20 protein-coding genes and 1 tRNA gene are annotated in these 22218 nt (G+C 57.2%); 15 read left to right on the top strand and 6 right to left on the bottom strand.

Features of this window, described 5'->3' with window-relative positions; genetic code table 11:
- Window positions 1–74: 74 nt before the first annotated feature.
- The gene (locus J2S62_RS06995; RefSeq protein ID WP_310172976.1) at window positions 75–2108 is read right to left on the bottom strand and encodes an acyl-CoA dehydrogenase family protein; all 2034 of its coding nucleotides are present in this window, start codon (window positions 2106–2108) and stop codon (window positions 75–77) included.
- Complete coding sequence (locus J2S62_RS07000; protein WP_310172978.1) at window positions 2108–2752, bottom strand: TetR/AcrR family transcriptional regulator; 645 nt, start codon at window positions 2750–2752, stop codon at window positions 2108–2110. Before J2S62_RS07000 ends, J2S62_RS06995 begins: the two co-directional genes overlap by 1 nt.
- Before the next feature lie 83 nt (window positions 2753–2835).
- Between J2S62_RS07000 and J2S62_RS07005 the strand changes: the two genes are divergently transcribed.
- Genes J2S62_RS07005 through J2S62_RS07015 form a run of 3 tightly spaced genes read left to right on the top strand, consistent with a single transcriptional unit; the run spans window position 2836 to window position 6478 of the window.
- A complete protein-coding gene (locus J2S62_RS07005) occupies window positions 2836–4155 on the top strand; it encodes an acetyl-CoA C-acetyltransferase (RefSeq protein WP_310172980.1) in 1320 nt (439 codons plus the stop codon).
- A 41-nt stretch (window positions 4156–4196) separates the two neighbouring features.
- The gene (locus J2S62_RS07010; RefSeq protein WP_310172982.1) at window positions 4197–5561 is read left to right on the top strand and encodes a 3-oxoacyl-ACP reductase; all 1365 of its coding nucleotides are present in this window, start codon (window positions 4197–4199) and stop codon (window positions 5559–5561) included.
- Window positions 5558–6478: a MaoC family dehydratase gene (locus tag J2S62_RS07015; protein WP_310172984.1), complete on the top strand. Its 921-nt coding sequence runs from the start codon at window positions 5558–5560 to the stop codon at window positions 6476–6478. The genes J2S62_RS07010 and J2S62_RS07015 overlap by 4 nt, the downstream gene beginning before the upstream one ends.
- 42 nt (window positions 6479–6520) lie before the next feature.
- Here J2S62_RS07015 and J2S62_RS07020 read toward each other — a convergent pair whose 3' ends face one another.
- Both J2S62_RS07020 and J2S62_RS07025 read right to left on the bottom strand, forming a co-directional pair.
- On the bottom strand, window positions 6521–7744 hold the full coding sequence (locus J2S62_RS07020) for a glycosyltransferase (RefSeq protein WP_310172986.1): 1224 nt from the start codon (window positions 7742–7744) through the stop codon (window positions 6521–6523).
- Window positions 7745–7934: 190 nt separating this feature from the next.
- Window positions 7935–8023 (bottom strand) — tRNA-Leu (locus J2S62_RS07025).
- 110 nt (window positions 8024–8133) lie between these two features.
- Between J2S62_RS07025 and J2S62_RS07030 the strand changes: the two genes are divergently transcribed.
- Both J2S62_RS07030 and J2S62_RS07035 read left to right on the top strand, forming a co-directional pair.
- Window positions 8134–9471: a M20/M25/M40 family metallo-hydrolase gene (locus tag J2S62_RS07030; protein ID WP_310172989.1), complete on the top strand. Its 1338-nt coding sequence runs from the start codon at window positions 8134–8136 to the stop codon at window positions 9469–9471.
- Between the two features lie 17 nt (window positions 9472–9488).
- Window positions 9489–10664: an acyl-CoA dehydrogenase family protein gene (locus J2S62_RS07035; protein WP_310172993.1), complete on the top strand. Its 1176-nt coding sequence runs from the start codon at window positions 9489–9491 to the stop codon at window positions 10662–10664.
- 6 nt (window positions 10665–10670) lie between these two features.
- Here J2S62_RS07035 and J2S62_RS07040 read toward each other — a convergent pair whose 3' ends face one another.
- The gene (locus J2S62_RS07040) at window positions 10671–10910 is read right to left on the bottom strand and encodes a DUF5703 family protein (protein WP_310172995.1); all 240 of its coding nucleotides are present in this window, start codon (window positions 10908–10910) and stop codon (window positions 10671–10673) included.
- Window positions 10911–11076: 166 nt separating this feature from the next.
- Here J2S62_RS07040 and J2S62_RS07045 point away from each other — a divergent pair, with 166 nt between their 5' ends.
- Genes J2S62_RS07045 through mshC form a run of 3 tightly spaced genes read left to right on the top strand, consistent with a single transcriptional unit; the run spans window position 11077 to window position 13615 of the window.
- Window positions 11077–11394, top strand: coding sequence for a hypothetical protein (locus J2S62_RS07045; RefSeq protein ID WP_310172998.1), 318 nt, complete (start codon window positions 11077–11079; stop codon window positions 11392–11394).
- 59 nt (window positions 11395–11453) lie between these two features.
- Entirely contained in the window at window positions 11454–12287 is an 834-nt protein-coding gene (locus tag J2S62_RS07050) for an undecaprenyl-diphosphate phosphatase (protein WP_310173000.1), read from the top strand.
- 53 nt (window positions 12288–12340) lie between these two features.
- On the top strand, window positions 12341–13615 hold the full coding sequence (gene mshC, locus J2S62_RS07055) for a cysteine--1-D-myo-inosityl 2-amino-2-deoxy-alpha-D-glucopyranoside ligase (RefSeq protein WP_310173003.1): 1275 nt from the start codon (window positions 12341–12343) through the stop codon (window positions 13613–13615).
- A 26-nt stretch (window positions 13616–13641) separates the two neighbouring features.
- On the opposite strand, the gene J2S62_RS07060 is transcribed toward mshC, so the two are convergent.
- Entirely contained in the window at window positions 13642–14589 is a 948-nt protein-coding gene (locus J2S62_RS07060) for a PAC2 family protein (RefSeq protein ID WP_310173005.1), read from the bottom strand.
- A gap of 183 nt (window positions 14590–14772) precedes the next feature.
- Here J2S62_RS07060 and J2S62_RS07065 point away from each other — a divergent pair, with 183 nt between their 5' ends.
- The 7 genes from J2S62_RS07065 to prcA all read left to right on the top strand — a co-directional run bounded on the left by J2S62_RS07065 (window position 14773) and on the right by prcA (window position 22212).
- Window positions 14773–15939: a site-2 protease family protein gene (locus J2S62_RS07065; protein ID WP_310173008.1), complete on the top strand. Its 1167-nt coding sequence runs from the start codon at window positions 14773–14775 to the stop codon at window positions 15937–15939.
- A gap of 27 nt (window positions 15940–15966) precedes the next feature.
- Window positions 15967–17046 (top strand): tRNA (adenine-N1)-methyltransferase, encoded by a 1080-nt coding sequence (locus tag J2S62_RS07070; protein WP_310173009.1) that lies wholly within the window; start codon window positions 15967–15969, stop codon window positions 17044–17046.
- Window positions 17047–17119: 73 nt separating this feature from the next.
- Window positions 17120–18835, top strand: coding sequence for a proteasome ATPase (gene arc, locus J2S62_RS07075; protein WP_310173012.1), 1716 nt, complete (start codon window positions 17120–17122; stop codon window positions 18833–18835).
- Window positions 18832–20490 (top strand): depupylase/deamidase Dop, encoded by a 1659-nt coding sequence (gene dop / locus J2S62_RS07080; protein WP_310173015.1) that lies wholly within the window; start codon window positions 18832–18834, stop codon window positions 20488–20490. The genes arc and dop overlap by 4 nt, the downstream gene beginning before the upstream one ends.
- Before the next feature lie 28 nt (window positions 20491–20518).
- Window positions 20519–20722, top strand: coding sequence for a ubiquitin-like protein Pup (locus tag J2S62_RS07085; RefSeq protein ID WP_310173018.1), 204 nt, complete (start codon window positions 20519–20521; stop codon window positions 20720–20722).
- A 57-nt stretch (window positions 20723–20779) separates the two neighbouring features.
- Window positions 20780–21547: a proteasome subunit beta gene (gene prcB / locus J2S62_RS07090; RefSeq protein ID WP_310173021.1), complete on the top strand. Its 768-nt coding sequence runs from the start codon at window positions 20780–20782 to the stop codon at window positions 21545–21547.
- Window positions 21547–22212 carry a proteasome subunit alpha gene (gene prcA, locus J2S62_RS07095; RefSeq protein WP_310173023.1) on the top strand — a complete coding sequence of 222 codons (666 nt, stop codon included), beginning with the start codon at window positions 21547–21549 and terminating at the stop codon, window positions 22210–22212. The genes prcB and prcA overlap by 1 nt, the downstream gene beginning before the upstream one ends.
- Window positions 22213–22218 lie beyond the last annotated feature (6 nt).

The raw sequence follows: 22218 nt of genomic DNA on the forward strand, positions 1-22218 counted from the left end.
GGCAGAAGACGACAGCGTGTCGTTGCGCACTGCGAGCGCAACGACACGCTGTCCTGACTTCGGGTCTTTAGGGATTAGCTATTGCGCGCGCGATATACCTTCTCGGGAATCGGGGCTTCGCCGGACGCGCGCTGGCGGCGATAGTACTCCAGGGCTTCTTCTTGGCGTTGCTGTTCGCTACCGCTGGTGATATCCATGCGCAGGTGGTTCTGGTTGAACCCGAAGGCATCAACGAGATCTTGAGCATGGGGACGCAAACGTGCTGCTAATCGATTGGTGTACTGGCGTAAGGCCCGTGCTCGCTGCTGCGAGATGCGGCCATATTCGATAAACCAACCTAAGTCCCGTTCGATTGTTGACAGCGCAAACAGATCTCGCATCCAGGTCATGATTTTGCGGGTGTCTTGGTCCTCAATGCGCTCTAATGCGTCAGTAAACGATTCCCACTGGAGTAGTTCAGCTTGAGATTTGGCCGCTTTGATCAGATCGTATTGATTCTCGTTGAAAACCTGTGCCTGTTCTGCTTGTGGTTTTTTGGCTACTGGACGCAGCGCATCGGCGACTTCCGCGACTTGGGTTCGGACTCGGTCGCTGAAGAGTTCGCGTTGGACTTCGGTGTCTTTCAACCACGCTGCGGAACGCCGATCTGAACCGACATCGGTGACCTGTTGGACCACACGGCGTAGTCCGGATCGCTGGTACAGGCTGTGCTCGGCTCGTTCGGCGACGTAGCGGGTCAACACTTTGAATGAGCCATCGGCAAATTCTTTGGAGTAGTCTCCGAGCAGACGACGTCCTACAAGTTGCAGCAAGACGTTATTGTCGCCTTCGAAAGTCGTATAGATGTCGAGGTCATCGCGCAGCGCATTGAACCTGTTTTTGCCCGCAATGTATCCGGCGCCTCCGGTTGCTTCACGGGCCTCTTGATAGACATCCATGGCGTTCCAGGTGGTCACTGCTTTGATCCCGGCCGCTAGGGTTTCAAGCTCTTGACGATTTTCGTCGGTATCGTCTTCGCCCGAAAACACCTCATGAAATTTTACTAAGAGGTCGTTGGTCGTGAAGATATCGGCATAAGTGCGTGCCAGTCGATCGATCAGACGACGTTGGTGCAACCCGTAGTCTAGGAGTACTTGCTCCTCAATGTCGGAGGCGGCATTGAATTGGCGGCGTTGGTTGCCGTAGGTAATGGCACCGGTCATCGCCAGTGCGGAGGCATTCGCCGCCGTGAGTGCTAGGGAGACTCGCCCCTGAACGAGTGCACCGAGCATGGTGAAAAATCGGCGGCCCGATGAGGCGATGGGTGTGGTGTAGTCGCCATGTTGGTTGACGTGCCCGAGCTTATCGAGGAGATTGGTACGCGGGATTCTTACATGGGTGAAGTGTAACCGGCCGTTATCCACGCCATTGAGCCCGCCCTTGACGCCGTCATCCTCACCGCCGACGCCGGGAAGGAAGTTACCTTCGTCGTCACGCAGGGGTACGAAGAAAGCGTGGACACCGTAATTGACATTCTTGGTGATGAGCTGAGCAAAGACAACGGCAGCTTTGCCGTGTAGGGCTGCGTTGCCCAGGTATTCTTTCCAAGCAGCCTTGAATGGCGTGTGGATTTCGAATTCGTCATCTTCGGGAATGTATGTGGCAGTCGTGCCAATGTTGCCCACGTCAGAGCCGTGACCGATCTCAGTCATGGCGTAGACGCCTGGCAGGTCCATGTTCAGCACGCCGGGTAACCACTTTTTGTGCTGTTCCTCGTTGCCGAGGCTCAAGATAGCCGAGCCGAATAGGCCCCACTGCACGCCACCTTTGATCTGCATGGATGGGTGAGCGTGGAACATCTCCGCGAAACCAGCGACGTTGGCGCCGGGATTTCCTTGGCCACCAAACTCTTTGGGGTAAGCCTTGCCGATGATATTGCGATCGACCAATTCGTGGAGCTGTTGAAGCGTAAGCTCCCGATGTTCTTCCTTGGTGACATTAAAGGGGTGGTGGAAGACGGGATCTTCCATGAGTTTGCGTACGTGTCGACGATCCTCAGCCCAGGGGCCAAGGACATGTTCTAACAGTTCGTCGTGGTTGAGTTTTACATCCGTGTTGGTGGTAGGCATTAGTGCTCCTGAGGTTGTAGACGGGTTGCGTCAGTCGAGTCGACACCTGACAGCAACCAATCAGCAATATTGCGGGCCAGGTGTTCGGCTTTGGGACGGTCGGGCTGTTGCTTTTCCGCAATCCATTCTTCGCCGGCCGCCCGAACGAATCCGACCGCCGCATTCGCCCAGTAGTAGGCCAAATTTTTGTCACCACCGTGCTGCTTATATTGCGGCGCGACCTGTTCCACGGCTCGTTGCAAAAATTGCGCCATGTTCTTGCGAAAAATGGCCATCCCCGTAGGGATAGCGGTAGAGAAGTTGTAGACATTGGGGGATGAGTCCGCCAGCTGTAGATAAGACAGCACCATCGTGTAGAGCCCATCGTGAGCTGTACTGGCTGTCGAACCAGCTCGTTTCAGTTCGGCTTCCATAAAATCAATAGAAGCCTGAGCCACTGCCCGTTGAAGCCCTTGCTTGTCTTCGAAGTACCGGTAAAACACCGATTTAGAGGTGCCCGCATGCTGGGCAATCTCTTCCATGGACACTTCCGGGCCAATACTGTGGACAGCAGCACGTGCAGACTTAATAAGTTCGTTGCGGCGCTGACGACGGTGCGCATCCCAACGTGTATTGCGCCCGTCGGGGAGAGGTGTTGCAGACATCTTCACGATACTGAGAGTATCAGGTAAAGTGAGTGTCCGTAAACACACCGAACCGTAACCACGACTATGTGAAAGAGACTCGAATGACTTCTACACCCACAACGGCAATAGCCGGAGGCTCCCTACGCCCAGCAGTGGTTGTCGGGGGCAACCGCATTCCATTCGCCCGGGCGCACGGAGCCTACGCCGGAGCATCGAACCAAGACATGCTGACGTCAACGCTTGAGGGCTTAGTCGCCAGATTTGGCCTCCAAAATGCGCAGCTTGGTGAAGTCGTGGCTGGCGCAGTGATGAAACACTCGGCAGATTTTAACCTCTCTCGTGAAGCGGTTTTGGGCACCTCACTGGATGCACACACTCCAGCCCACGATGTGCAAACTGCTTGCGCTACCGGTATCGAAACTGTCGGGGGAGTCGCCAATAAGATTCGGCTCGGGCAGATCGATTCAGGCATCGGCGGTGGTGTCGATACGATCTCGGATGCTCCCTTAGCCTTCAACCGAGAAGCTCGCGATCTGTTTATGCAGCTCAACCGGGCTCGCACCACGCAGGACAAAATCAAAATCGCCATGAAACTGCGTCCCAAACACTTCGCGCCCCTCGCGCCGCAGGCGGGGGAAGTTCGCACCGGTCTATCAATGGGCGAACACCAAGCACTCACCACCCATCACTGGGGTATCACTCGCCAAGAACAGGACGAGCTGGCGATGCTGTCCCATAACAACATGGCTGCGGCTTATGAGGCTGGGTTTTTCAATGACCTTCTGACACCGTTTCGGGGACTTGATCGGGACAATAATATGCGACCCGGTTCCACCATGGAGGGTCTCGCAAAGCTGCGCATAGCGTTCGGCAAGCATCTTGGTGAAGAGGCCACCATGACTGCTGGAAACTCCACTCCCATGACAGACGGTGCTGCCGCCGCGCTGCTGTCGTCAGAAGAATGGGCACGGGAACGGAATCTGCCAATTCTTGCCGAATTCATGGACTTCGAGATGGCAGCCGTCGATTTTGTCAACGGTAACGAAGGCCTGCTCATGGCCCCCACATATGCGATCCCACGCATCCTCGATCGTCACGGCCTGAGCCTAGCCGATATCGATTTCTTCGAAATTCACGAAGCATTCGCCGGTACCGTACTGGCCACTATGAAAGCCCTGGCCGATGAGGACTACAACAAAAACGTCCTGGGGCGTGACACCCCACTGGGCCACATCGATCGTTCCAAGCTCAACGTTCACGGCTCATCATTGGCGGCGGGCCACCCATTTGCTGCCACCGGGCCTCGCATCGTTGCTTCCTTAGCCAAGATGCTGCACGAAAAAGGTGAGGGCTCACTGGGGCTCATCTCGGTGTGCGCCGCAGGCGGGCAGGGCGCAGTCGCGCTGATGCGCGGTCGTTAATCCGCACCTTGAAAATGGCTCTGAAAGGACCTCCAGTATTTATGCCACACACAGATAGTTACACCCGCTTCGTGAATAAACCACTCGGCAAGAAACTCGCCAAGACCGTTGGCCTACCCCAACCTGTTCCACTTCGACGTCACAACAAGGGGGACCGACTCATATCGGGTCCGATCCTGGTGGTTGGGGATTCGCCAGCGGCAGACGCCATCGCCAAACAGCTCTGGGCTGACGATTACGACGTGCGCAGAGATCCTGGCCTGAAACAACCCTTTGCCGGGATCATCCTGGCACTGGACGATGTTTCACACCCCGCCGACCTATCCGATCGTGTCTTGGAAGTCGGAACAGCCCTCCGAGGGCTACAGTCCAACGGCCGCGTGATTACAATCCTGCGTGATCCACAAGACGCTACTGCGGCAACCGATGCCAGCCTCATGGCCGCTCGACATGGAATCGAAGGATTCACCCGTTCGCTGGCCAAAGAGATGCGCCGCGGCGCCACCACCAACGGGATCGTGCTGGCTGAAGGAGTGGAAATGTCAGCTCCTTCAGCACAAGCGGCTCTACGGTTCCTCCTCTCGGGCCGATCCGCCTACGTGGCAGGACAATTCATCACAGTCTCTTCAGCGGCAGGCAGCCTTCCTGCCGACTGGGATCAACCCCTGGCAGACAAGGTCATCATCGTCACCGGTGCAGCCCGGGGTATCGGCGAAGCGATCAGTGAAACCTTAGCCCGTGACGGCGCAACTGTCATTGGCGTGGATATGCCCTCGGCAGGTGAAGCGCTCACCGCCGTGATGAACCGAGTCAACGGGATCGCAGTACAACTGGACATCACGGACCACAACGCCGGAAACAGGCTGCTGGCACTGGCCGAGGAACGCTTCGGCCGATTGGATGGGATCGTCCATAATGCCGGTATCACTCGCGATAAGTTATTAGCCAATATGGACGCGGGTCGGTGGGATTCATTGATCGGGGTGAACATTTCAGCACCGTTGCGTATCAATGACCAACTGCTCGCCGCGCTGGGACAAGGTGTGGTCGTCGAAAACTTCCGCATCACTTCGCTATCTTCCACCTCTGGTATAGCCGGAAACCGGGGTCAAACAAACTATGCTGTCGCGAAAGCCGGCGTCATCGGCATGACCCAAGCGCTCGCGGCCCGTTTGGCACCGACTGAAGGGTCAATTAATGCGGTGGCTCCGGGCTTTATTGAGACTGCGATGACCGATGCGATGCCGACGGCCACGCGTGAGGTCGCGCGTCGAATGAATTCCTTACAACAAGGTGGCCGACCAATTGATGTCGCTGAGACCATCGCATTTTTGCATGCGGACGCCGCTGCGGGCATCAATGGCACCACCCTGCGTGTCTGTGGCCAATCGATGGTAGGAAAATGATGCTAACCCCAAACATTGTGGATTCCCATCCAACCCCGGAGAAGTTTCGTGTCCACCCCGTTGAAAACATCCCGCCGCTGACCAAGTCATACGCAAGGGTCGCTGCCGGAATGCTGCGGTCTAAACGGTCCCAGGTTATTTCGCTGCCCGATACCCGCTGGGAAACCACCGCACGCATCTCACGAGAACTCGTAGATAGCTACAACGCTCTCATGGGCGCATCCGGTCTTGTGGGCCAGAATTCGGCTCCCTCAGTAGCGGTGCATATTACGGCGTTCGGCTTGTCCACGGCCATGATGGCCGACCGACGTTTCCCGCTGCCACTTCAGGGGATGGTCCACTTACAACACAAAGTGTGGCACATGTCGGATGTCCCAATTGATCAACCGGTGCGCATCTCGACCTGGGCGCAGAATTTGAGTCCCCATCATGCCGGTACCAGTGTGGAGGTCTGGGCCCAGGTCAATGACCCCACCACGGACAAATTGTTGTGGCAATCGATGGCGTTGTACCTGTCGAAATCTGTCATCCTGCCGGGATCGCCACGCCCTGAACGGCCCGAACGACCTAATTTTCAACCACCGGTGATAACCGGTCAGTGGGAATTGTCGAAGGATATCGGTCGGCGTTATGGAGCCGTCTCAGGGGATCGGAACCCAATTCATTTGTCCAATCTGTCAGCCAAAGCGCTGGGCATGCCAGGCGCGATCGCGCACGGGATGTATGCGGCTGGACGGATGCTTGCAGGCCGCGAAACTCTGGCCCCTTATACGTGGGCTATCGAATTTGCCTCGCCAATGCGTTTGCCGTCCCGGGTAGCCCTGCACTACGACCAACAAGGAGACCGGTTACTTGTAGCCGGCTGGAATGCCAAACGCGAAAAACTGCACTTTCTGGGTGAAATTCAGCAGCACTAACTCAGCAGGTGAGTTTCGACTGGCCGTTTGTACATCAAGCGGTCAGTCGCAGCGTGTACGGCCTCGGGCGGCTGTGCGATATAGCTGGAGCATGTTCTGTGCCATGCCCGTCCAGGAAAATGTGGCAGCGTGGTGCACCGCAGCGTCGCCATAGGTGCGCCATGTCGCAGGCTGCAGCATCACCGATTCGAGCGCATCGGCCCAGGCCTCGGGGGCCAACGAATTTAGCAATTCACCGGTGCGTTGGTCGGCGACCGCAGTGGTTAGGCCACCTGCTCGGTGCGCTAAGACCGCTGTCCCGCAAGCCTGCGCTTCGATCGCCACTAAGCCAAATGATTCTGAGACCGACGGCACTGCTACGACATCAGCGGCTCGCATATAACTGGCTAACACAGTGGGGGAGACCGGTCGGGAAAACGAACAGTATCTGGCCACCCCGAGCAAGTACGCCTGAGCATGAACGTTATAGTCCTTTTGACCAGACACTGCGCCGGTGAAGTGGACGGTGGGCAGGCTCGCATGGCCACGGCGGCGAAGGTCTGCCAGCGCTTCAACCAGGACGTGTGGGCCCTTAAAGGGCTGCATCCGGCCAGCGAAGAGGACTCTCGGTCCCATCTGGGCTTGTCTTCCCGGCCACACGGTAGGCCCATGGGACGTGAAAATGTGATGATCCACTCCCGGGGGCACGACAACCACCCGGTGTGGTGCCACACCGGTGTGTTGGATGAGCTCTTGTCTTTCTGCTGCCGTATTTGCTGTTAGCACGCTCACTTTGGCTGCGATGTAGTTTTCTCGTTCAACCCGGTAAGCAGGCTCCGAACCCGGCGCGGAACTATTCTTTGCTGCACCAAGCGTATGCATCGTGTGGATCACCGGCGCCTGCAACCCTTGTGCTGCCTCGATCGCCGCCAGACCTGAGAGCCAATAATGGGAATGCAACACCACACGGTGCTTGGCTCGATTCTTCACTTCTTTTACCATCATCTGGGCAAACTGGGTCGTTAGGCTGCTCAGTGCTTCCTTGGGTAATTTATAACCGCCCGCTGCTAGTGGGATCACCTGGGACCCAGTCGCAGCATCTATGACGACCGGTATCTCCGGCCCGGAAGTTTTTCGGGTGAACGCTAACACTTGATGACCTTGACTTATCAGCGCCTGCGAGAGGTTGCTGACATAGACATTGAGCCCTCCGGCGTCGCCCTGGCCAGGTTGGGCCAAAGGAGAGGTGTGCATAGCCACCATCACGATGGTGAGTTGCTCAGTCAAAGCGTCCTTACCGTCGGCAAACAAGAAAAATCCGAGCCAAAAAGAGGTCTGTACTCTTGTCGATCCTATTATTACCGCACGGTCTGAGATGAAAGTACTGCCAGAACGACGTGGGCGCAGTGGTGTGTGCCGGAAATCAAAAATTCGGCTCCTCATCCCTGGTCTGACCTGGGATGAGGAGCCGAATCCGTGGTGCGCGGAGGGGGACTTGAACCCCCACGAGCGATAAAGCTCACAGCGACCTCAACGCTGCGCGTCTACCAATTCCGCCACCCGCGCTGGTGATGAATTCTCCAACTCAATGGAGAAGGCAACAGCGATAAGCATAACATACTTTTTGTCGTTCGCGCACCATAGTCGGACCAAGAGGTGTTCGCTAAGGTGACAGTATGGCTCAACACTCAGAAACTACTTCGATCGCGCCGGGAATTTTCCGGGATCGAGTCGCTCACATTACTCGAGATCTCATTCAGATCGACACCACAAATTTCGGGGGCAATGACTCCCGTGGGGAACCGGAGGCCGCGGCGTATTGCGCTGACCTCATGGAAGCCATGGATATGGCGCCTGAAATCATCGAGTCCTCTCCTGGTAGAACCTCGGTGGTAGGTCGCATGCGCGGCTGGGATCCAGATGCGCCGGCACTGGTCTTGCACGGGCATCTCGATGTCGTGCCGGCAGACGCCAGTGAGTGGTCGGTTGACCCGTTTGCTGCAGATGTTATCGATGACGTCATCTACGGCCGGGGAGCCGCAGACATGAAAGGCATGGATGCCATCATGCTCACCGCGCTGGAGTATCTGCACGGGCAAGGGCTTCGTCCTCGCCGAGACATTATTTTGGCATTGTTTGGCGATGAGGAGGCCGGCGGCGTGTACGGCTCGGACTGGTTAGTCACTCACCGGCCAGAGCTGTTTGAGGGTGCGACCGAGGCTATCTCGGAAGTCGGTGGCTTCAGCGCAACGGTGGCCGGCAAACGGGCGTATTTCCTGCAAACCGCCGAAAAGGGCATCGCCTGGCTCAACCTCTCAGCTACGGGGACACCGGGCCACGGTTCAGCACGACACGCCGATAACGCGGTCACCAAGATGGCCGATGCGATCTCGGCAATCGGCCACCACCGGTGGCCACTGCACTACACGGCCACTACTCGACAGCTCATGGAGAAAGTCGCTGAGCTCATGGGCGTCGAATTCGATGAGACGAATCCGGAGCCACAACTAGAGGCCATCGGTTCAGCGGTGGCCTTTGTGGGATCAACTCTGAGTAACTCATCAAACCCAACTGGTCTTACCTCAGGGTATAAACACAACGTGATCCCCGGTAAAGCCACAGCGACCGTGGATGCTCGGCCACTACCTGGCCAAGACGAACAGCTGATTCAGACCATCCGCGAATTGGCTGGGCCTGAAGTCGCTGTGACATATGAGCATGGGCGCCAAGCCATCGAAGCTCCACTGTCAGGTCCACTGGTTGACTTGATGGTCGAAGCGATCGCGCAAGAAGACCCCGAAGCCCTCGTCTTACCGTTTATGATGTCCGGCGGCACCGACAATAATGCACTGTCCCGTCTGGGAATCGCAGGCTACGGCTTTATTCCACTACAGCTACCCGCCGATCTGGCATTTCCCGAACTCTTCCATGGTATCGACGAGCGGATGCCCATCGATTCATTAGATTTTGGGGTTCGGGCCTTGCTGCGCATTCTCGATCCTGCAACCGACTAGCTGAAAGGTTTTCCATTATGGGCTTGCCCTTCTCGCGTTACCAACAAGATATCGATGCGGTGCTCACCGATGACGTATTAGACGGCATTCGTGACCGCGCCGCCGGTTTCGATGAGCGGAACGAATTTCCTTATCAAGATCTCGAGGTGCTCAAAGACACCGGGTATCTTGCCGCGTTGACGCCAGTCGAGGATGGGGGATTGGGGTGGAATTTTGCAGCGGTGGTGGATGCACAGAAGAAACTCGCCGGCTATGCCCCTGCCACAGCACTGGCAGTGAACATGCACTTGATCTGGTCCGGTGTTGCAACGATCTTCCGAGCGCACGGCAATCACGACCTAGATTTCATTCTCCAGGACGCTGCGGCCGGGCAGATCTATGCCTTTGGGATTTCAGAAGCAGCTAATGATGCCGTGCTCTTCGACTCCAACACTCTGGCTGAAGATCAAGCCGATGGCTCAGTGAAATTTAGCGGCACGAAGATCTTCACCACGCTGTCCCCGGTATGGACCAGACTCGGCGTGTTTGGCAAGACCCCTGATGGGTCAGAACTGGTCTATGCCATCCTCGATCGCGACGAAGGCAACACGTCAGCCGAGGGTTCCCGGTGGGACATGCTCGGCATGCGGGCCACGCACTCTTTCGTTACACACCTCGATGGGGCAGTGGTACCAGCCGAACGGATCATCCGCCGCCTCCCCACTGAACCGAACCAAGACTTGCTGACGTTTGGGATCTTTGCGTCGTTTCTGACGTTTATTGCCGCAGTCTATGCGGGCATCGGAGACCGAGCCGTTGAGATCGCTGCAGAAAAACTACATCAGCGCACATCTCAGGTGCAGGGCACCGCACTATCGCAAGACCCGATCCTGCGATACAAACACGGGGAAGCGATTCTGCGCCAGATGACTCAAGACCAGCAACTCACCGGGCTAGCCGAGGCCATTACGAATCTGACGGATTACAGCAATGAATGGTTTCCACGTCTAGTTGCCAATAAGATCTCGGCCATACGAGTGGCTAAAGCACAAGTGGATTACGCGTTCGAAGCATCGGGCGGGGCGGGCTATCACCGCAGCGAAGAAATCGCCCGACTGTATCGAGATGTGATGGCAGGCGTCTATCACCCATCAGACGACGAATCCGCCCACAACACCTTCGCGACGTTCGGTCTAGGCCCAGTTGAAAACTAAGCGCAGCTAGATCATCACGAGGGTGGACTCGACTTTGATGGCTTTGCGGCGCAACCAGAATCGTCGGGTACCACCCTTGTATAACAACGTCCGCTGCAGCTCCCAGTGGCCGTATTCGGCGTGCTCAACGAGCCGCTGCCGAGCCTGAGCTAATGACTCGCTGGGGGCAACGGTGATGACCAAATATTCCCAAGCATGCTTGCGGGTTAGAGAATCAACACGACTTGCAATCGGAGTCTCTCGCACTCGTTGGGCCTCCTAGCGGCATATGACCAAATACAAAACAATGTCATCTACTGTAGTCAGGTTGTGCAAGAATCGGAACGTACCAGCTCGTCCGTTTCGCAGCAGGCCGAGTACCCAGAATCGAGAAGTGTGGTCACCTGTGACAAACCAAGATAGCCTAGAGCCTATGAGCACCGATTCACGCGTTTCGTTAGAGGCCCTTGTGTCCGCACTGCAAGAACATCTCGCTGCGGCGACCAATAAACGAGGCGATGATGATCCCGCCCTCGAACACGCGTACTACGCACTGGCTGACGCGTTTGAAGGCTATGAAGACGCCCTCTACGATGCCACCGGTGAAGTCACACCTCTGGAAGTCTTTGAAGATGAAGACGACGATGACGATGACCCTGATTTCGATGACTTCGACGATGAAGATGACTATGACGAAATCGACATCGACGCCGCTGACGAGCAAGAAGATGGTAACGACAGCGACGACTAGCAGCTTCAACCAGCTGTAGCTTCACAAAACTTGCGCGTGAGTGTCGTAGGGTTGACCAGGTGAACTGGATTGAAGCGATCATCCTTGGCATCGTCCAAGGTCTAACGGAGTTTTTGCCGATTTCATCCTCGGCCCACTTACGCGTCGTCGGCGAATTCCTACCCGGTGCAGCCGATCCTGGTGCGGCATTCACTGCCATCACCCAAATTGGTACCGAATTGGCCGTGCTGCTGTACTTCTGGCGGGACATCACCCGAATTATCACCCAGTGGTGCAGGGCGATCGTTGGTAAGGTGCCCCACACCGATCCAGACGTGCGGATGGGGTGGCTGATCATCATTGGTTCCATCCCCATCGCCGTGTTGGGGCTGCTCTTTGAAGACTATATAGACACCAGTTTCCGTTCCCTGTGGTTAGTTGCCACCATGCTGATCGTCTTCGGCGTCATCTTGGCGATGGCTGATACCTGGGGCCGTCAGATCAAACCCATTTCCCGGCTCTCCTGGCGCGACGGTATTCTCTACGGTCTTGCACAGGCACTTGCTCTGATTCCGGGAGTATCACGTTCCGGCGGTACGATCACCATGGGTCTGGCGCTGGGCTATACCCGTAAAGCCGCAGCTCGCTACGCTTTCCTACTGGCAGTGCCGGCCGTGTTCGCCTCCGGTTTCTACAAACTGGCCCAATCCATCGCTGAACCAGACCCGAACGCCGCCTATGGGATGGGGGAGACCTTCGTCGCCACCATCGTCGCATTCGTGATTGGTTACGCGGTCATCGCCTGGCTGATGCGCTTCATCACCAACAACTCGTTCAAAATCTTTGTGTGGTACCGCATCCTACTCGGTGTGGCCCTCTATATTTTGCTCGGCCTTGGGGCCATTAACGCCTAACGGCGTGACGACCCGTCGGATTGTTATTTATTCAACGGAACTTGAGAGGTTTCATGAAATCGTGGATCACCCCCTTCCCGGTAGCGCTACCGGTGCAGGACGACCAGCTGCGGCTGTTTGACACCGCTACCCAGCAAAAACAGCGAGTGCAGGTCAAAAATAATCACGCGACCCTCTACGTGTGTGGCATCACCCCATACGATGCCACGCACCTGGGGCATGCCAATACGTATGTGGCGTTCGATCTGCTGTATCGCTACTGGGTCGCTGCCGGCTACCGGGTGACCTACACCCAAAACGTCACGGATGTGGACGATCCGTTATTCGAACGCGCCAACGAGTTGGGTATCGATTATCAACAACTCAGCGAGGAACAAACCGATTTGTTCCGGTCGGATATGCAACATCTGAACGTGCTGGCACCGTCGCATTATCTCGGTGTCGCCGAGACCGTCGATTGGGTTCGCACACTCGTGCGCCGAATGGTCGATGAAGGGGTCACCTACACGGTGCCCGGTGATGCACAGAACCCTGACGGCGACATTTACTTCTCCATCGATGCCGCCGAAAAGCTCACGCCGTGGCGGCTGGGTGCCATCGGGGCCCACACCCAGGAGGAAATGACGGAGTTCTTCCCCGAACGCGGCGGCGATCCGCAACGTGCCGGCAAACGCAACCCACTGGATCCGCTGGTCTGGTCTGCGCGACGCGACGGGGAACCCTACTGGCATGACGACGTGTTGGGCGCTGGCCGACCGGGCTGGCATGTGGAGTGTTCGGCGATTGCGCACAACACCTTGCCTGTGCCGTTCACGGTCCAAGGCGGCGGCTCAGATCTGCGATTCCCGCACCACGAATTTTCGGCTGCACATGCCACAGCGGTCACCGAGCAACCGATGGCCCAACTGTACGTTCACTCGGGCATGGTTGGCCTAGATGGCGTGAAAATGTCCAAATCCTTGGGGAACCTGGAGCTGGTCTCGAACCTTGTGGCCCGCGGTGAATCGCCGATGGCCATTCGGACCTTACTGTTAGACAACCACTACCGCAGTGACTGGTCTTATACCGATCAAGCCCTGGCGGCTGCGACCCAACGGATCGCAACCTGGCGTGATGCCCTGGCGTGTGAACAGCTCGGTGATGCTGAATGCCTCACCCAGGAGATTTTTGCTGCACTGTCGGACGACCTCAACGCGCCCGCGGCACTCCAAGCCATCGATCGGTGGGCCCAGGAACGTACCGCACAGGCCACACCGCGCGCCGAAAACCTGCCAGCGGTGAGCGTGATGATCGCGCTCGACGCGCTGCTGGGGATCAAGCTGTACTGATCTGCTGGGGAGCCCTCCGGGGACGGTTAGCGGGTGCCACCACCACGGGTGGCTGACCCGCCGCCGTCCTCGTCACGGCGCTTGAGGTAGCGTTCGAATTCTTTTGCGATCTGTTCGCCCGAGGCCTCGGGGAGTTGTTCGGTATCTCGGGCCTCTTCCAACTGTTGGATATAAGCGGCCACGTCAGGATCTTCGGCCGCGAGTTCGTTCACGCCACGTTCCCACGCGGCGGCATCATCGGCCAGGGTTTTCAGCTGCAGTCGCAGACCTAACAAGTCCTCGAGTTCCCGGACCATGGCAAGCTGCGCTTTGGGGGAGGGCGACTGTGCCACATAATGCGGCACGGTGACCCATGTGGCGATGGTGGGCCAGCCCCGATTTGCGGACGCGTCAGTCAGCACCCCGGTGATCCCGGTGGGGCCCTCATAAGTTGGCTTGAGATAGCCTTCGAGCGCATCGCGCAACGCTTGTGAAGCCGAGGATTTCGTCGGCGTCAGCGGACGTGAATGCGGTACGTCAGCCAGCAGTGCCCCCGTAACAACTACAGCATCAATATCCCACTGTTCAGCCGCGTCAAGGATTTCTTTGACAAACTGACGCCACCGCAAACTGGGCTCCGTGCCCAGCACAAAGTACAGTTCAGGCTGATCAGGGTGGGCCTGTCCAGCCAACGCATGAAACACTCTGGTGCGAGGCCAATCAACTTGTCCGGTACCGTCAGCATTGCGCGTCACAACCGGGCGAGTGACCTGGTAGTCGTAGTACTCATCTTGGTTCAGTTCCGAAATGAGTTCAGCATTGGTCTGGCGGGCTATTTCCTCGACCGCATCGGTGGCCGCATCCCCTGCATCGGACCAACCCTCAAACGCAGCGACCAGAATCCGAGCGGGACGAGACGTCCGGCCCGACAGGGCTGGCGTGTACTGTGTCAACCAGCCCAAGAAGCTCTGGTCAGTACCAGAAAAATCAGACATACAATCCATTCGATACGTTCAACAAAACCTAGTCACTCCAGCTTAGCTAACTCCGCAACACGCACATAACCACGCCGTCAGCGCAAACCCGGCGCACCCGGCAGCGCACGACGGTAGGTCGGCGAAAATGTGGCAGAGTTTAACCACATACCTAGTCAACGACCAGAAGGACGGAGCCCGGCCATGACCTCCAAAAAGGGCCTCAAGATTGCCTCCGTGGCCGGCGTACCAATCTATGTCAGCTGGTCATGGTGGATCTTTGCGGCCCTGATCATGGTGGTGTTCCAGCCTACCTTTGCCCAGGCACTGCCGGGTGCCACCACCGCATGGACCTGGGCGGTCTCCGCCTTCTTTGTGCTTATCATGTTCGGGACCGTCCTGATCCATGAGCTAGCTCATGCCTTGGCGGCGATGGCTTTCGGCTGGCAAGTCAACGAAGTCACACTCAATTTCTGGGGCGGGGTGACCATCTATCAACACTCGTCCACCGGCAAACCACAGACCCCCCTTCGGTCCCTGACCGTAGCGATCGTCGGGCCGATATCAAACCTCGTGATTGCAGGGGTGGCCTGGTTATTACTACAGGTCTTGCTCGACCCCACCGGCACGACCATGGTGGTTTTGAACCTCACGGTATGGACGAACCTTCTGATCGGGATATTCAACCTGTTACCCGGTCATCCACTCGATGGGGGACGGGTCGTTGAATCCTCGGTGTGGGCGGCCACCGGTTCACGCGCACGGGGCATGCGGGCAGCTGGTTGGTCCGGACGCTTCATCGTCATAGCGCTAGTCGTCGGTGTGGTACTCGTGCCATGGTTAGCAACCGGAGAGCCCTGGATCTTTGGGCTGGTGATTGCCGCACTCATTGGCACCATGTTCTGGCAAGCCGCCACCAGTGCGATCCGGGCAGCAGAACTGCAGATGGTCGCAGAACGGATGCGAATCACCGATCTGATGACCCCGGTCCGCACCATCCTGTCCGATGCATCCATTGCTAAACTCATCCCGCTCGTCACCGGGACCCGTCCCGGATTTGAATATGAACAACTTCCGGTCGCGGTCCTCGATATTTCCGACACGACTGGGCACGAACAGCTGGTTGGCATCGTTGATGTTGGCGCATTGTCAGGAGTCCCCCGGGGATCTTGGCAGTTGCCGGTCAGTGTGGTGTCCCGGAGAGTCAATCCCGCGGCACGTATCAGCGCCCGGGATGCCGTTGATGAGTTGTTCGACCGTTTTATGGAGTTTCCGGACGAAGTCATCGGAGTTGTTGACGATTCCGAAATTCCACATCGGATCATTGGCATCGTCGATCCGGACCTCGTGGCCAGACGCCTCCACGCCTAAGACCCAGTTTTTTGAAAGGACTATGACATGACTACCTCGGGGGATTCCACCCAACCGATCGGCGCCTTAGCTCGACGGGGCCCATTGCGTGCCGGAGAGCGTGTGCAGTTGACGGATGAGCGCGGCAAGCTACACACCATCACGCTGTTGGAAGGCGAATCGTTCCATACCCAACACGGCGTGCTCCACCACGATGAGATTATTGGTGGTCCAGAAGGCGTCGTGATAGAAAATACCCACGGGTTTGAATACCAGGTGCTGCGTCCCTTAGTTTCCGATTATGTGCTGTCCATGCCGCGGGGTGCGACCGTCATCTACCCCAAAGACACCGGCCAAATCGTGCATATGGCTGATATTTTCCCCGGTGCCAAAGTGTTGGAAGCCGGGGTGGGATCCGGCGGCCTGTCGATCTCATTACTGCGTGCCGTCGGTGAAGAAGGCCACGTGTTTTCCTATGAACGTCGCGCGGATTTCGCAGAAATCGCTGAAGCAAACGTGACGACTTTTTTCGGCCAACGACATCCGGCGTTTTCCATCACCCTGGGAGATGTCCAAGAAGAAGCGCTCAAGGATCACGAACCAGGCAGTATCGACCGCGTCGTGTTGGACATGTTAGCCCCCTGGGAAGTCGTTGATACGGTCGCAACTTTGCTGCGACCCGGGGGAGTATGGCTCAATTATGTCGCCACCGCTACCCAGCTGTCACGCATCCACGAAGCCATCCGGGACGACGGACGGTTCACCGCGGCCGAAGCTTCCGAGACGATGGTTCGCGGTTGGCACTTGGACGGACTGGCGGTCCGGCCGCAGCACCGCATGGTCGGACACACCGGATTTTTGATCATGGCTCGTCGTTTGGCCCTGGGGCAGGAGGGCCTCGAATTACGCCGGCGTATCAAAACCTTCAAACAAGAAGACATGGATATCTGGACGCCTGAAGAAGCCGAAAAGTGGCGCCCCGAAGAGCACGGCCACCGTGAGCCGACCACCAAGCGCGCCAAGAAAGCTGTCCGGCAATCCAAAGCCCAAGCGCAACGAGCAACAGAATCCTTGGCACCTGATGTGACGCTGCAGAATTCGCCACTAGACGATGAGCAAGGGGCATAAACACCCCACGAACTCGACGAAGCCGCGTAGACTATTGAGCACGTAACCATGGACTATTGGAGGTAGCGTTAGCTTGGCTGACAACACGCCGATCGAAACCCCCCGGGAATCCGTATCTGCCCAGGTACATAACGATTTGCGGCTCAAATACGATTCGACGCGGCGTCGGCTTGCCACCCTGGTGGAAGATAATCGGCAACTGCGGGCGGACCTTGATACCGCTGCACGCAATAACCGACGTATGGTTGACATCCTCAACCTGACCCGGGATGAGATCACCACGCTCAAAGACTCCATCGCCGACAACGCCCAACCCCCGTTCAGTTTCGGCACCGTCCTAGAAGTCCACCCCGGACGAGAACATAACCCCGATCTTGAGCTGCCCGCAGCAGCTAGACCCAGTGCAGACATCTTGTATTCGGGACGCAAAATGCGCACCCACATCTCCCCGCTACTGAACCCAAAAGCTGTGACTCCCGGTAGTGAAGTACTCCTGGATGAGGGCCTGTCAATCGTGGCGGTGCTGGGAGCTAGCCCCACCGGTGAAACCGGACGGGTGAAGGAACTCTTGGACCAACAACGGTTGGTCGTGGTGGGCCGCTCCGATGATGAACACGTCGTCAAACGCGCCGCAGCCCTCCAGGACCAACGGATCCGCATCGGGGACGCTGTGCTCGTGGACTACCGTTCGGGTTACGCCACCCAAGTGTTGGATATTTCCGATGTCCAAGACGTCATGTTGGAAGAAGTCCCAGACGCGACCTTCGACGATATCGGCGGTCTAGGGAAACAAATCGAACAGATCCGGGACTCGGTGGAATTACCCTTTCTCCACCCAGAGTTGTATTACGAACATAACTTGGAGCCACCCAAAGGCATCCTGCTCTACGGGCCACCAGGTACCGGCAAAACTCTCATCGCCAAAGCCGTGGCGCAGTCCCTAGCCGAACGGGCCGATGGGGTAGACCACTCCTACTTCCTGAATATCAAAGGCCCGGAGTTACTCAATAAGTACGTGGGTGAAACCGAACGCCACATCCGCACCATTTTCTCGCGAGCACGAGACATGGCCTCAGATGGGTATCCGGTCGTGATCTTCTTCGACGAAATGGAATCCCTATTCCGTACCCGCGGTAGTGGCACCTCATCTGATGTCGAAACCACCATCGTGCCCCAGCTGCTGGCAGAGATTGATGGGGTAGAAGCCTTACAAAATGTCATCGTCATCGGTGCTTCCAACCGCGAAGACATGATTGATCCAGCGATCTTGCGACCGGGACGGCTCGATGTAAAAATTCGAGTCGATCGTCCCGATGCCACAGGAGCTGAAGAAATCTTTGGTATCTATCTGACCAAAGACATCCCGATTCACCCCGAAGAAACTGTTACACACGGCAGCGTTTCCGGTGCGTTGGAACATATGATCGAAGAATCCGTCGAGGCACTCTACGCTCGCAATGCCGCCAACGCCTTCGTGGAAGTCACCTATCACGACGGGACCACCGAGGTGTTGTACTTTGCAGACTTCGTCTCGGGTGCGACCATCGCCAACATTGTCGACCGGGCCAAACGGTTGGCGATTAAGGATCACCTCGAGGCACTGGACACTGACCGGCATGCCGGGAAAGGACTCAAAACCCGACACTTGCTCCAAGCGGTCCGGGAAGAAAAAGCTCAGCAACTCGATCTGCCCGATACATCGGCGCCGCAACAGTGGCTACGGTTGGCAGGCCACCGCGGCGGTCAAGCTATTGCGTTGCGGGTGTTGCAGGATGGTGCCACACCATGAGCGCACCGACACTGATTCCGGCCGAGCTGGCCGAGAAATTTGGCCGTCCTACAGTGGGTTACGGCGTGCACCGTGTCGTCGGCTTAGAGACGGAGTTCGGTATCCACGCACCCGCACACCCAGAGGCTTCACACTCAGTTCTCTCTTTAGAACTCATCAACGCCTACGGTCATAAACTTGCCTCAGAGGGCACGCATGTTGCCAGCACCGAGTGGGACTATAACGAAGAGTCCCCGCTCAGTGACGCTCGCGGTTGGCAGATGCCCCGTTCGACCGCGCATCCAAGTCAACTGACCGATCAAGTGTTGGTCAATGACGAGGGGCAGGAAATCCAGATGCTGGTCAACCTAATCCTGCCCAACGGTGCCCGGTTCTATGTCGACCATGCGCACCCGGAGTATTCCTCACCGGAAACCACGAACCCGCTGGACGCGGTGATCTGGGACCAGGCAGGCGACCGGATTGCCCAGCAGGCAGCAGACCACATCGGTGTCTCCGAAGGCGCGCCGCAAGTGCTGCTGTATAAAAACAATACCGACTCTAAATCCGTGTCCTATGGTGCCCATGAGAACTATTTGGTCGCCCGAGAACTGGATTTTGATGAATTGACGGAATATATCATCGGGTTTTTTACTACCCGACAGATCATCACCGGTGCGGGTCGGGTGGGGATAGGTAATCTCAACCAGCACCCTGGTTTTCAAATTTCCCAGCGCGCGGACTTCTTCGAAGAAGAAGTAGGTTTAGAAACCACGATTCGTCGCCCGATCGTCAATACCCGCGATGAACCGCACGCCAAACCTGACGCCTACCGGCGCCTGCACGTCATCATCGGTGACGCAAACCTTTCCCAATATTCGACCTGGCTTCGGGTGGGAATGACCTCGCTGGTGCTGGCGATGATCGAGCTTGGCGAGCTGCCCATGGTGGAACTGGCCGAACCCGTCAAAGCGCTCCAAGCAATCTCCCACGATCCGACCCTACAAACGCAGGTGCTAGTCAATGGGCGCGGCTGGATGACGGCCATCGACATTCAACGCATCTACCAACAGGCAGCCCGGGACTATCTTGACCGCTACGATATCGACGATGACCAAAGTGTCGAGGTCGTCAATGCGTGGGCTGAGGTGCTTGAGCTACTCGAGCACAATCCCATGCAACTGGCTGATCGACTCGACTGGGTAGCGAAATATCAACTTCTCAACGGCATGCGCGAACGTCACGGACTGACCTGGGACAACGCGAAGCTGGCGATGCTGGACTTACAGTGGGCCGATCTACGGCAGGACAAGGGGTTATATAACACCCTGGTGGCGAAGGGAGCGATGCGCACCCTTGTATCTGAAGAGCACATCCAGCAGGCTATAGACCTGCCACCGGCCACCACACGCGCTTGGACTCGTGGGCGGCTCATCGACCGTTTTGGTGCGCACTTAGCCGGCGTATCCTGGGAGTCAGTGCTACTCCGCCCCTTCCGGCACGGACCAATCCACCGGTTCTACCTGCTGGAGCCACTGGAAGGAACCCAAGAAGCGCACAATGGTCTACTGCACCCCGAAAAGCCCCAGCTCAATTTGGACGACACTGAGGCAAATCGTGCGGAAATAGCGCAACTACTCGAGCTGTTACAACCGTATAGAGCCACCACGGACTGATCACTGCCACTAATGAAAGGAGCCCAGCATGGCACAAGAACAACGCCGCCAAGCCCAACAGCGTGCTGAGGATAACTACCTACCAGATCCGCCAGCTGGAGGAACCCCAGCAGCCGGTGCTGCTGCCGCACAGACTTCGGACCTCGACTCGCTCTTAGACGAAATCGATGATGTCTTAGAGGTCAACGCCGAAGAATTCGTCCAAGGTTTCGTGCAAAAGGGCGGCCAGTAACCTCCTGGCCCGCTCAGTTTCTCCTGTCGTTTCCTAGAAAGACCACACTCGCCAACCATGATTTCGCCCAACACACCGCTCGGGATGGACGCCTCCTTTGTGGCCCACCTACAACACCAGCATCCCGACTTGATGCCACAAGCCACGGGGGAGCGCCCCGATATCGCCGAAGCAACGACCATCACCGCACTAAGCTTTGCTACCGGCGTGGTCATGGCTGGCGATCGTCGAGCCACCGTCGGGAACCGCATTGCGTCATCGACCATGGAGAAGGTCTTTGCTGCCGATTCACACTCGCTGATCGGGGTGGCCGGGGTCGCAGGATTCGCCGTGGACTTGGCTCGGTTGTTTGCGGTCGAACTCGAACACTACGAAAAGCTGGAAGGGACCCAGTTGAGCCTGACGGGCAAAGCCAATCGGTTATCGACTTTGATTCGGAATCAACTACCGCACGCGCTCCAAGGGCTGTCTGCGGTCCCAGTCTTTGCGGGCGTCACGCCCGGTACCGATGACGCGAAGATCTTCTCCTATGACGCACTTGGCGGCCGGTTCGAAGAACGTCATTGGTCCTCGATCGGTTCCGGCTCGCCATACGCTGCCACTACGCTGAAACGCTTGTGGTCCGCTGAGGCATCGCAAGAACAAGCCATCGATGCGAGCCTGCAAGCGCTTATCGACGCCGCCGAGGCGGATGCAGGCACCGCTGGGCCAGATCCGCGCCGGGATCTCTACCCCCTGGTATATGTGGTCACCGGAGCCGGTGTCACCCAGGTCGAACAAGCTGTTATCGCTGAGCGTGTCGCAGGATTGGAGGGCCATAACTAATGCAGCCACCGATCTATGTTTCACCTCAGCAACACATGGAAGATCGGGCGGATTTTGCCCGCGCAGGAATCCGTCGCGGTCAACCGGTCGTGTTTGCCTCAACCGTCGAAGGCATTGTGTCACTGACCCATAACGCCTCGAAATCACTGTTCAAACTGTCCGAGATCTATGACCGAATCTCGTGGGGTGCTGTAGGACGCTACAACGAGTTCGAAGCGCTACGCCAAGCTGGTATTCGATACACCGACACCCGCGGTTACGCCTACGAACGCATCGATGTCACCGCTCGAGGCCTGGCCAACATGTATGCCCAGACCCTGGGTGAACTGTTCTTATCCGGGGCTAAGCCATTTGAAGTCGAAATCGGGGTGGCCGAAGTCGGACAAACGCCCGCAGCTGACCGGTTATACCAAATTGGATTCGATGGCACACTGCTCGAACACGATGGTTTGTTGGTGTTGGGCGGCAACGAGCAAGAACTTCGGCAGCAATTAGAAGCCGAGCTCGGCGACGAACCGGGCGAGCTCACTGATACCATTGCGACGATCCGACGGGTGCTTGGCACCACGGATACCCACGTAGAGTTGGCGCTGTTGGATCGTGACCCCCAAACCATTCGGGGGACCCACCGAGCATTTCGCCGACTCGATCCCCAGGCGCTATAGGAGGCC

The sequence above is a fragment of the Enteractinococcus fodinae genome (assembly GCF_031458395.1).
Taxonomy (GTDB): domain Bacteria; phylum Actinomycetota; class Actinomycetes; order Actinomycetales; family Micrococcaceae; genus Yaniella; species Yaniella fodinae.

Coding starts and splice junctions, on each gene's coding strand:
- J2S62_RS06995 (WP_310172976.1), bottom strand. CDS start 2,108: ATGCCTACCACCAACACGGATGTAAAACTCAACCACGACGAACTGTTA.
- J2S62_RS07000 (WP_310172978.1), bottom strand. CDS start 2,752: ATGTCTGCAACACCTCTCCCCGACGGGCGCAATACACGTTGGGATGCG.
- J2S62_RS07005 (WP_310172980.1), top strand. CDS start 2,836: ATGACTTCTACACCCACAACGGCAATAGCCGGAGGCTCCCTACGCCCA.
- J2S62_RS07010 (WP_310172982.1), top strand. CDS start 4,197: ATGCCACACACAGATAGTTACACCCGCTTCGTGAATAAACCACTCGGC.
- J2S62_RS07015 (WP_310172984.1), top strand. CDS start 5,558: ATGATGCTAACCCCAAACATTGTGGATTCCCATCCAACCCCGGAGAAG.
- J2S62_RS07030 (WP_310172989.1), top strand. CDS start 8,134: ATGGCTCAACACTCAGAAACTACTTCGATCGCGCCGGGAATTTTCCGG.
- J2S62_RS07035 (WP_310172993.1), top strand. CDS start 9,489: ATGGGCTTGCCCTTCTCGCGTTACCAACAAGATATCGATGCGGTGCTC.
- J2S62_RS07045 (WP_310172998.1), top strand. CDS start 11,077: ATGAGCACCGATTCACGCGTTTCGTTAGAGGCCCTTGTGTCCGCACTG.
- mshC (WP_310173003.1), top strand. CDS start 12,341: ATGAAATCGTGGATCACCCCCTTCCCGGTAGCGCTACCGGTGCAGGAC.
- J2S62_RS07060 (WP_310173005.1), bottom strand. CDS start 14,589: ATGTCTGATTTTTCTGGTACTGACCAGAGCTTCTTGGGCTGGTTGACA.
- J2S62_RS07065 (WP_310173008.1), top strand. CDS start 14,773: ATGACCTCCAAAAAGGGCCTCAAGATTGCCTCCGTGGCCGGCGTACCA.
- J2S62_RS07070 (WP_310173009.1), top strand. CDS start 15,967: ATGACTACCTCGGGGGATTCCACCCAACCGATCGGCGCCTTAGCTCGA.
- dop (WP_310173015.1), top strand. CDS start 18,832: ATGAGCGCACCGACACTGATTCCGGCCGAGCTGGCCGAGAAATTTGGC.
- J2S62_RS07085 (WP_310173018.1), top strand. CDS start 20,519: ATGGCACAAGAACAACGCCGCCAAGCCCAACAGCGTGCTGAGGATAAC.
- prcB (WP_310173021.1), top strand. CDS start 20,780: ATGATTTCGCCCAACACACCGCTCGGGATGGACGCCTCCTTTGTGGCC.
- prcA (WP_310173023.1), top strand. CDS start 21,547: ATGCAGCCACCGATCTATGTTTCACCTCAGCAACACATGGAAGATCGG.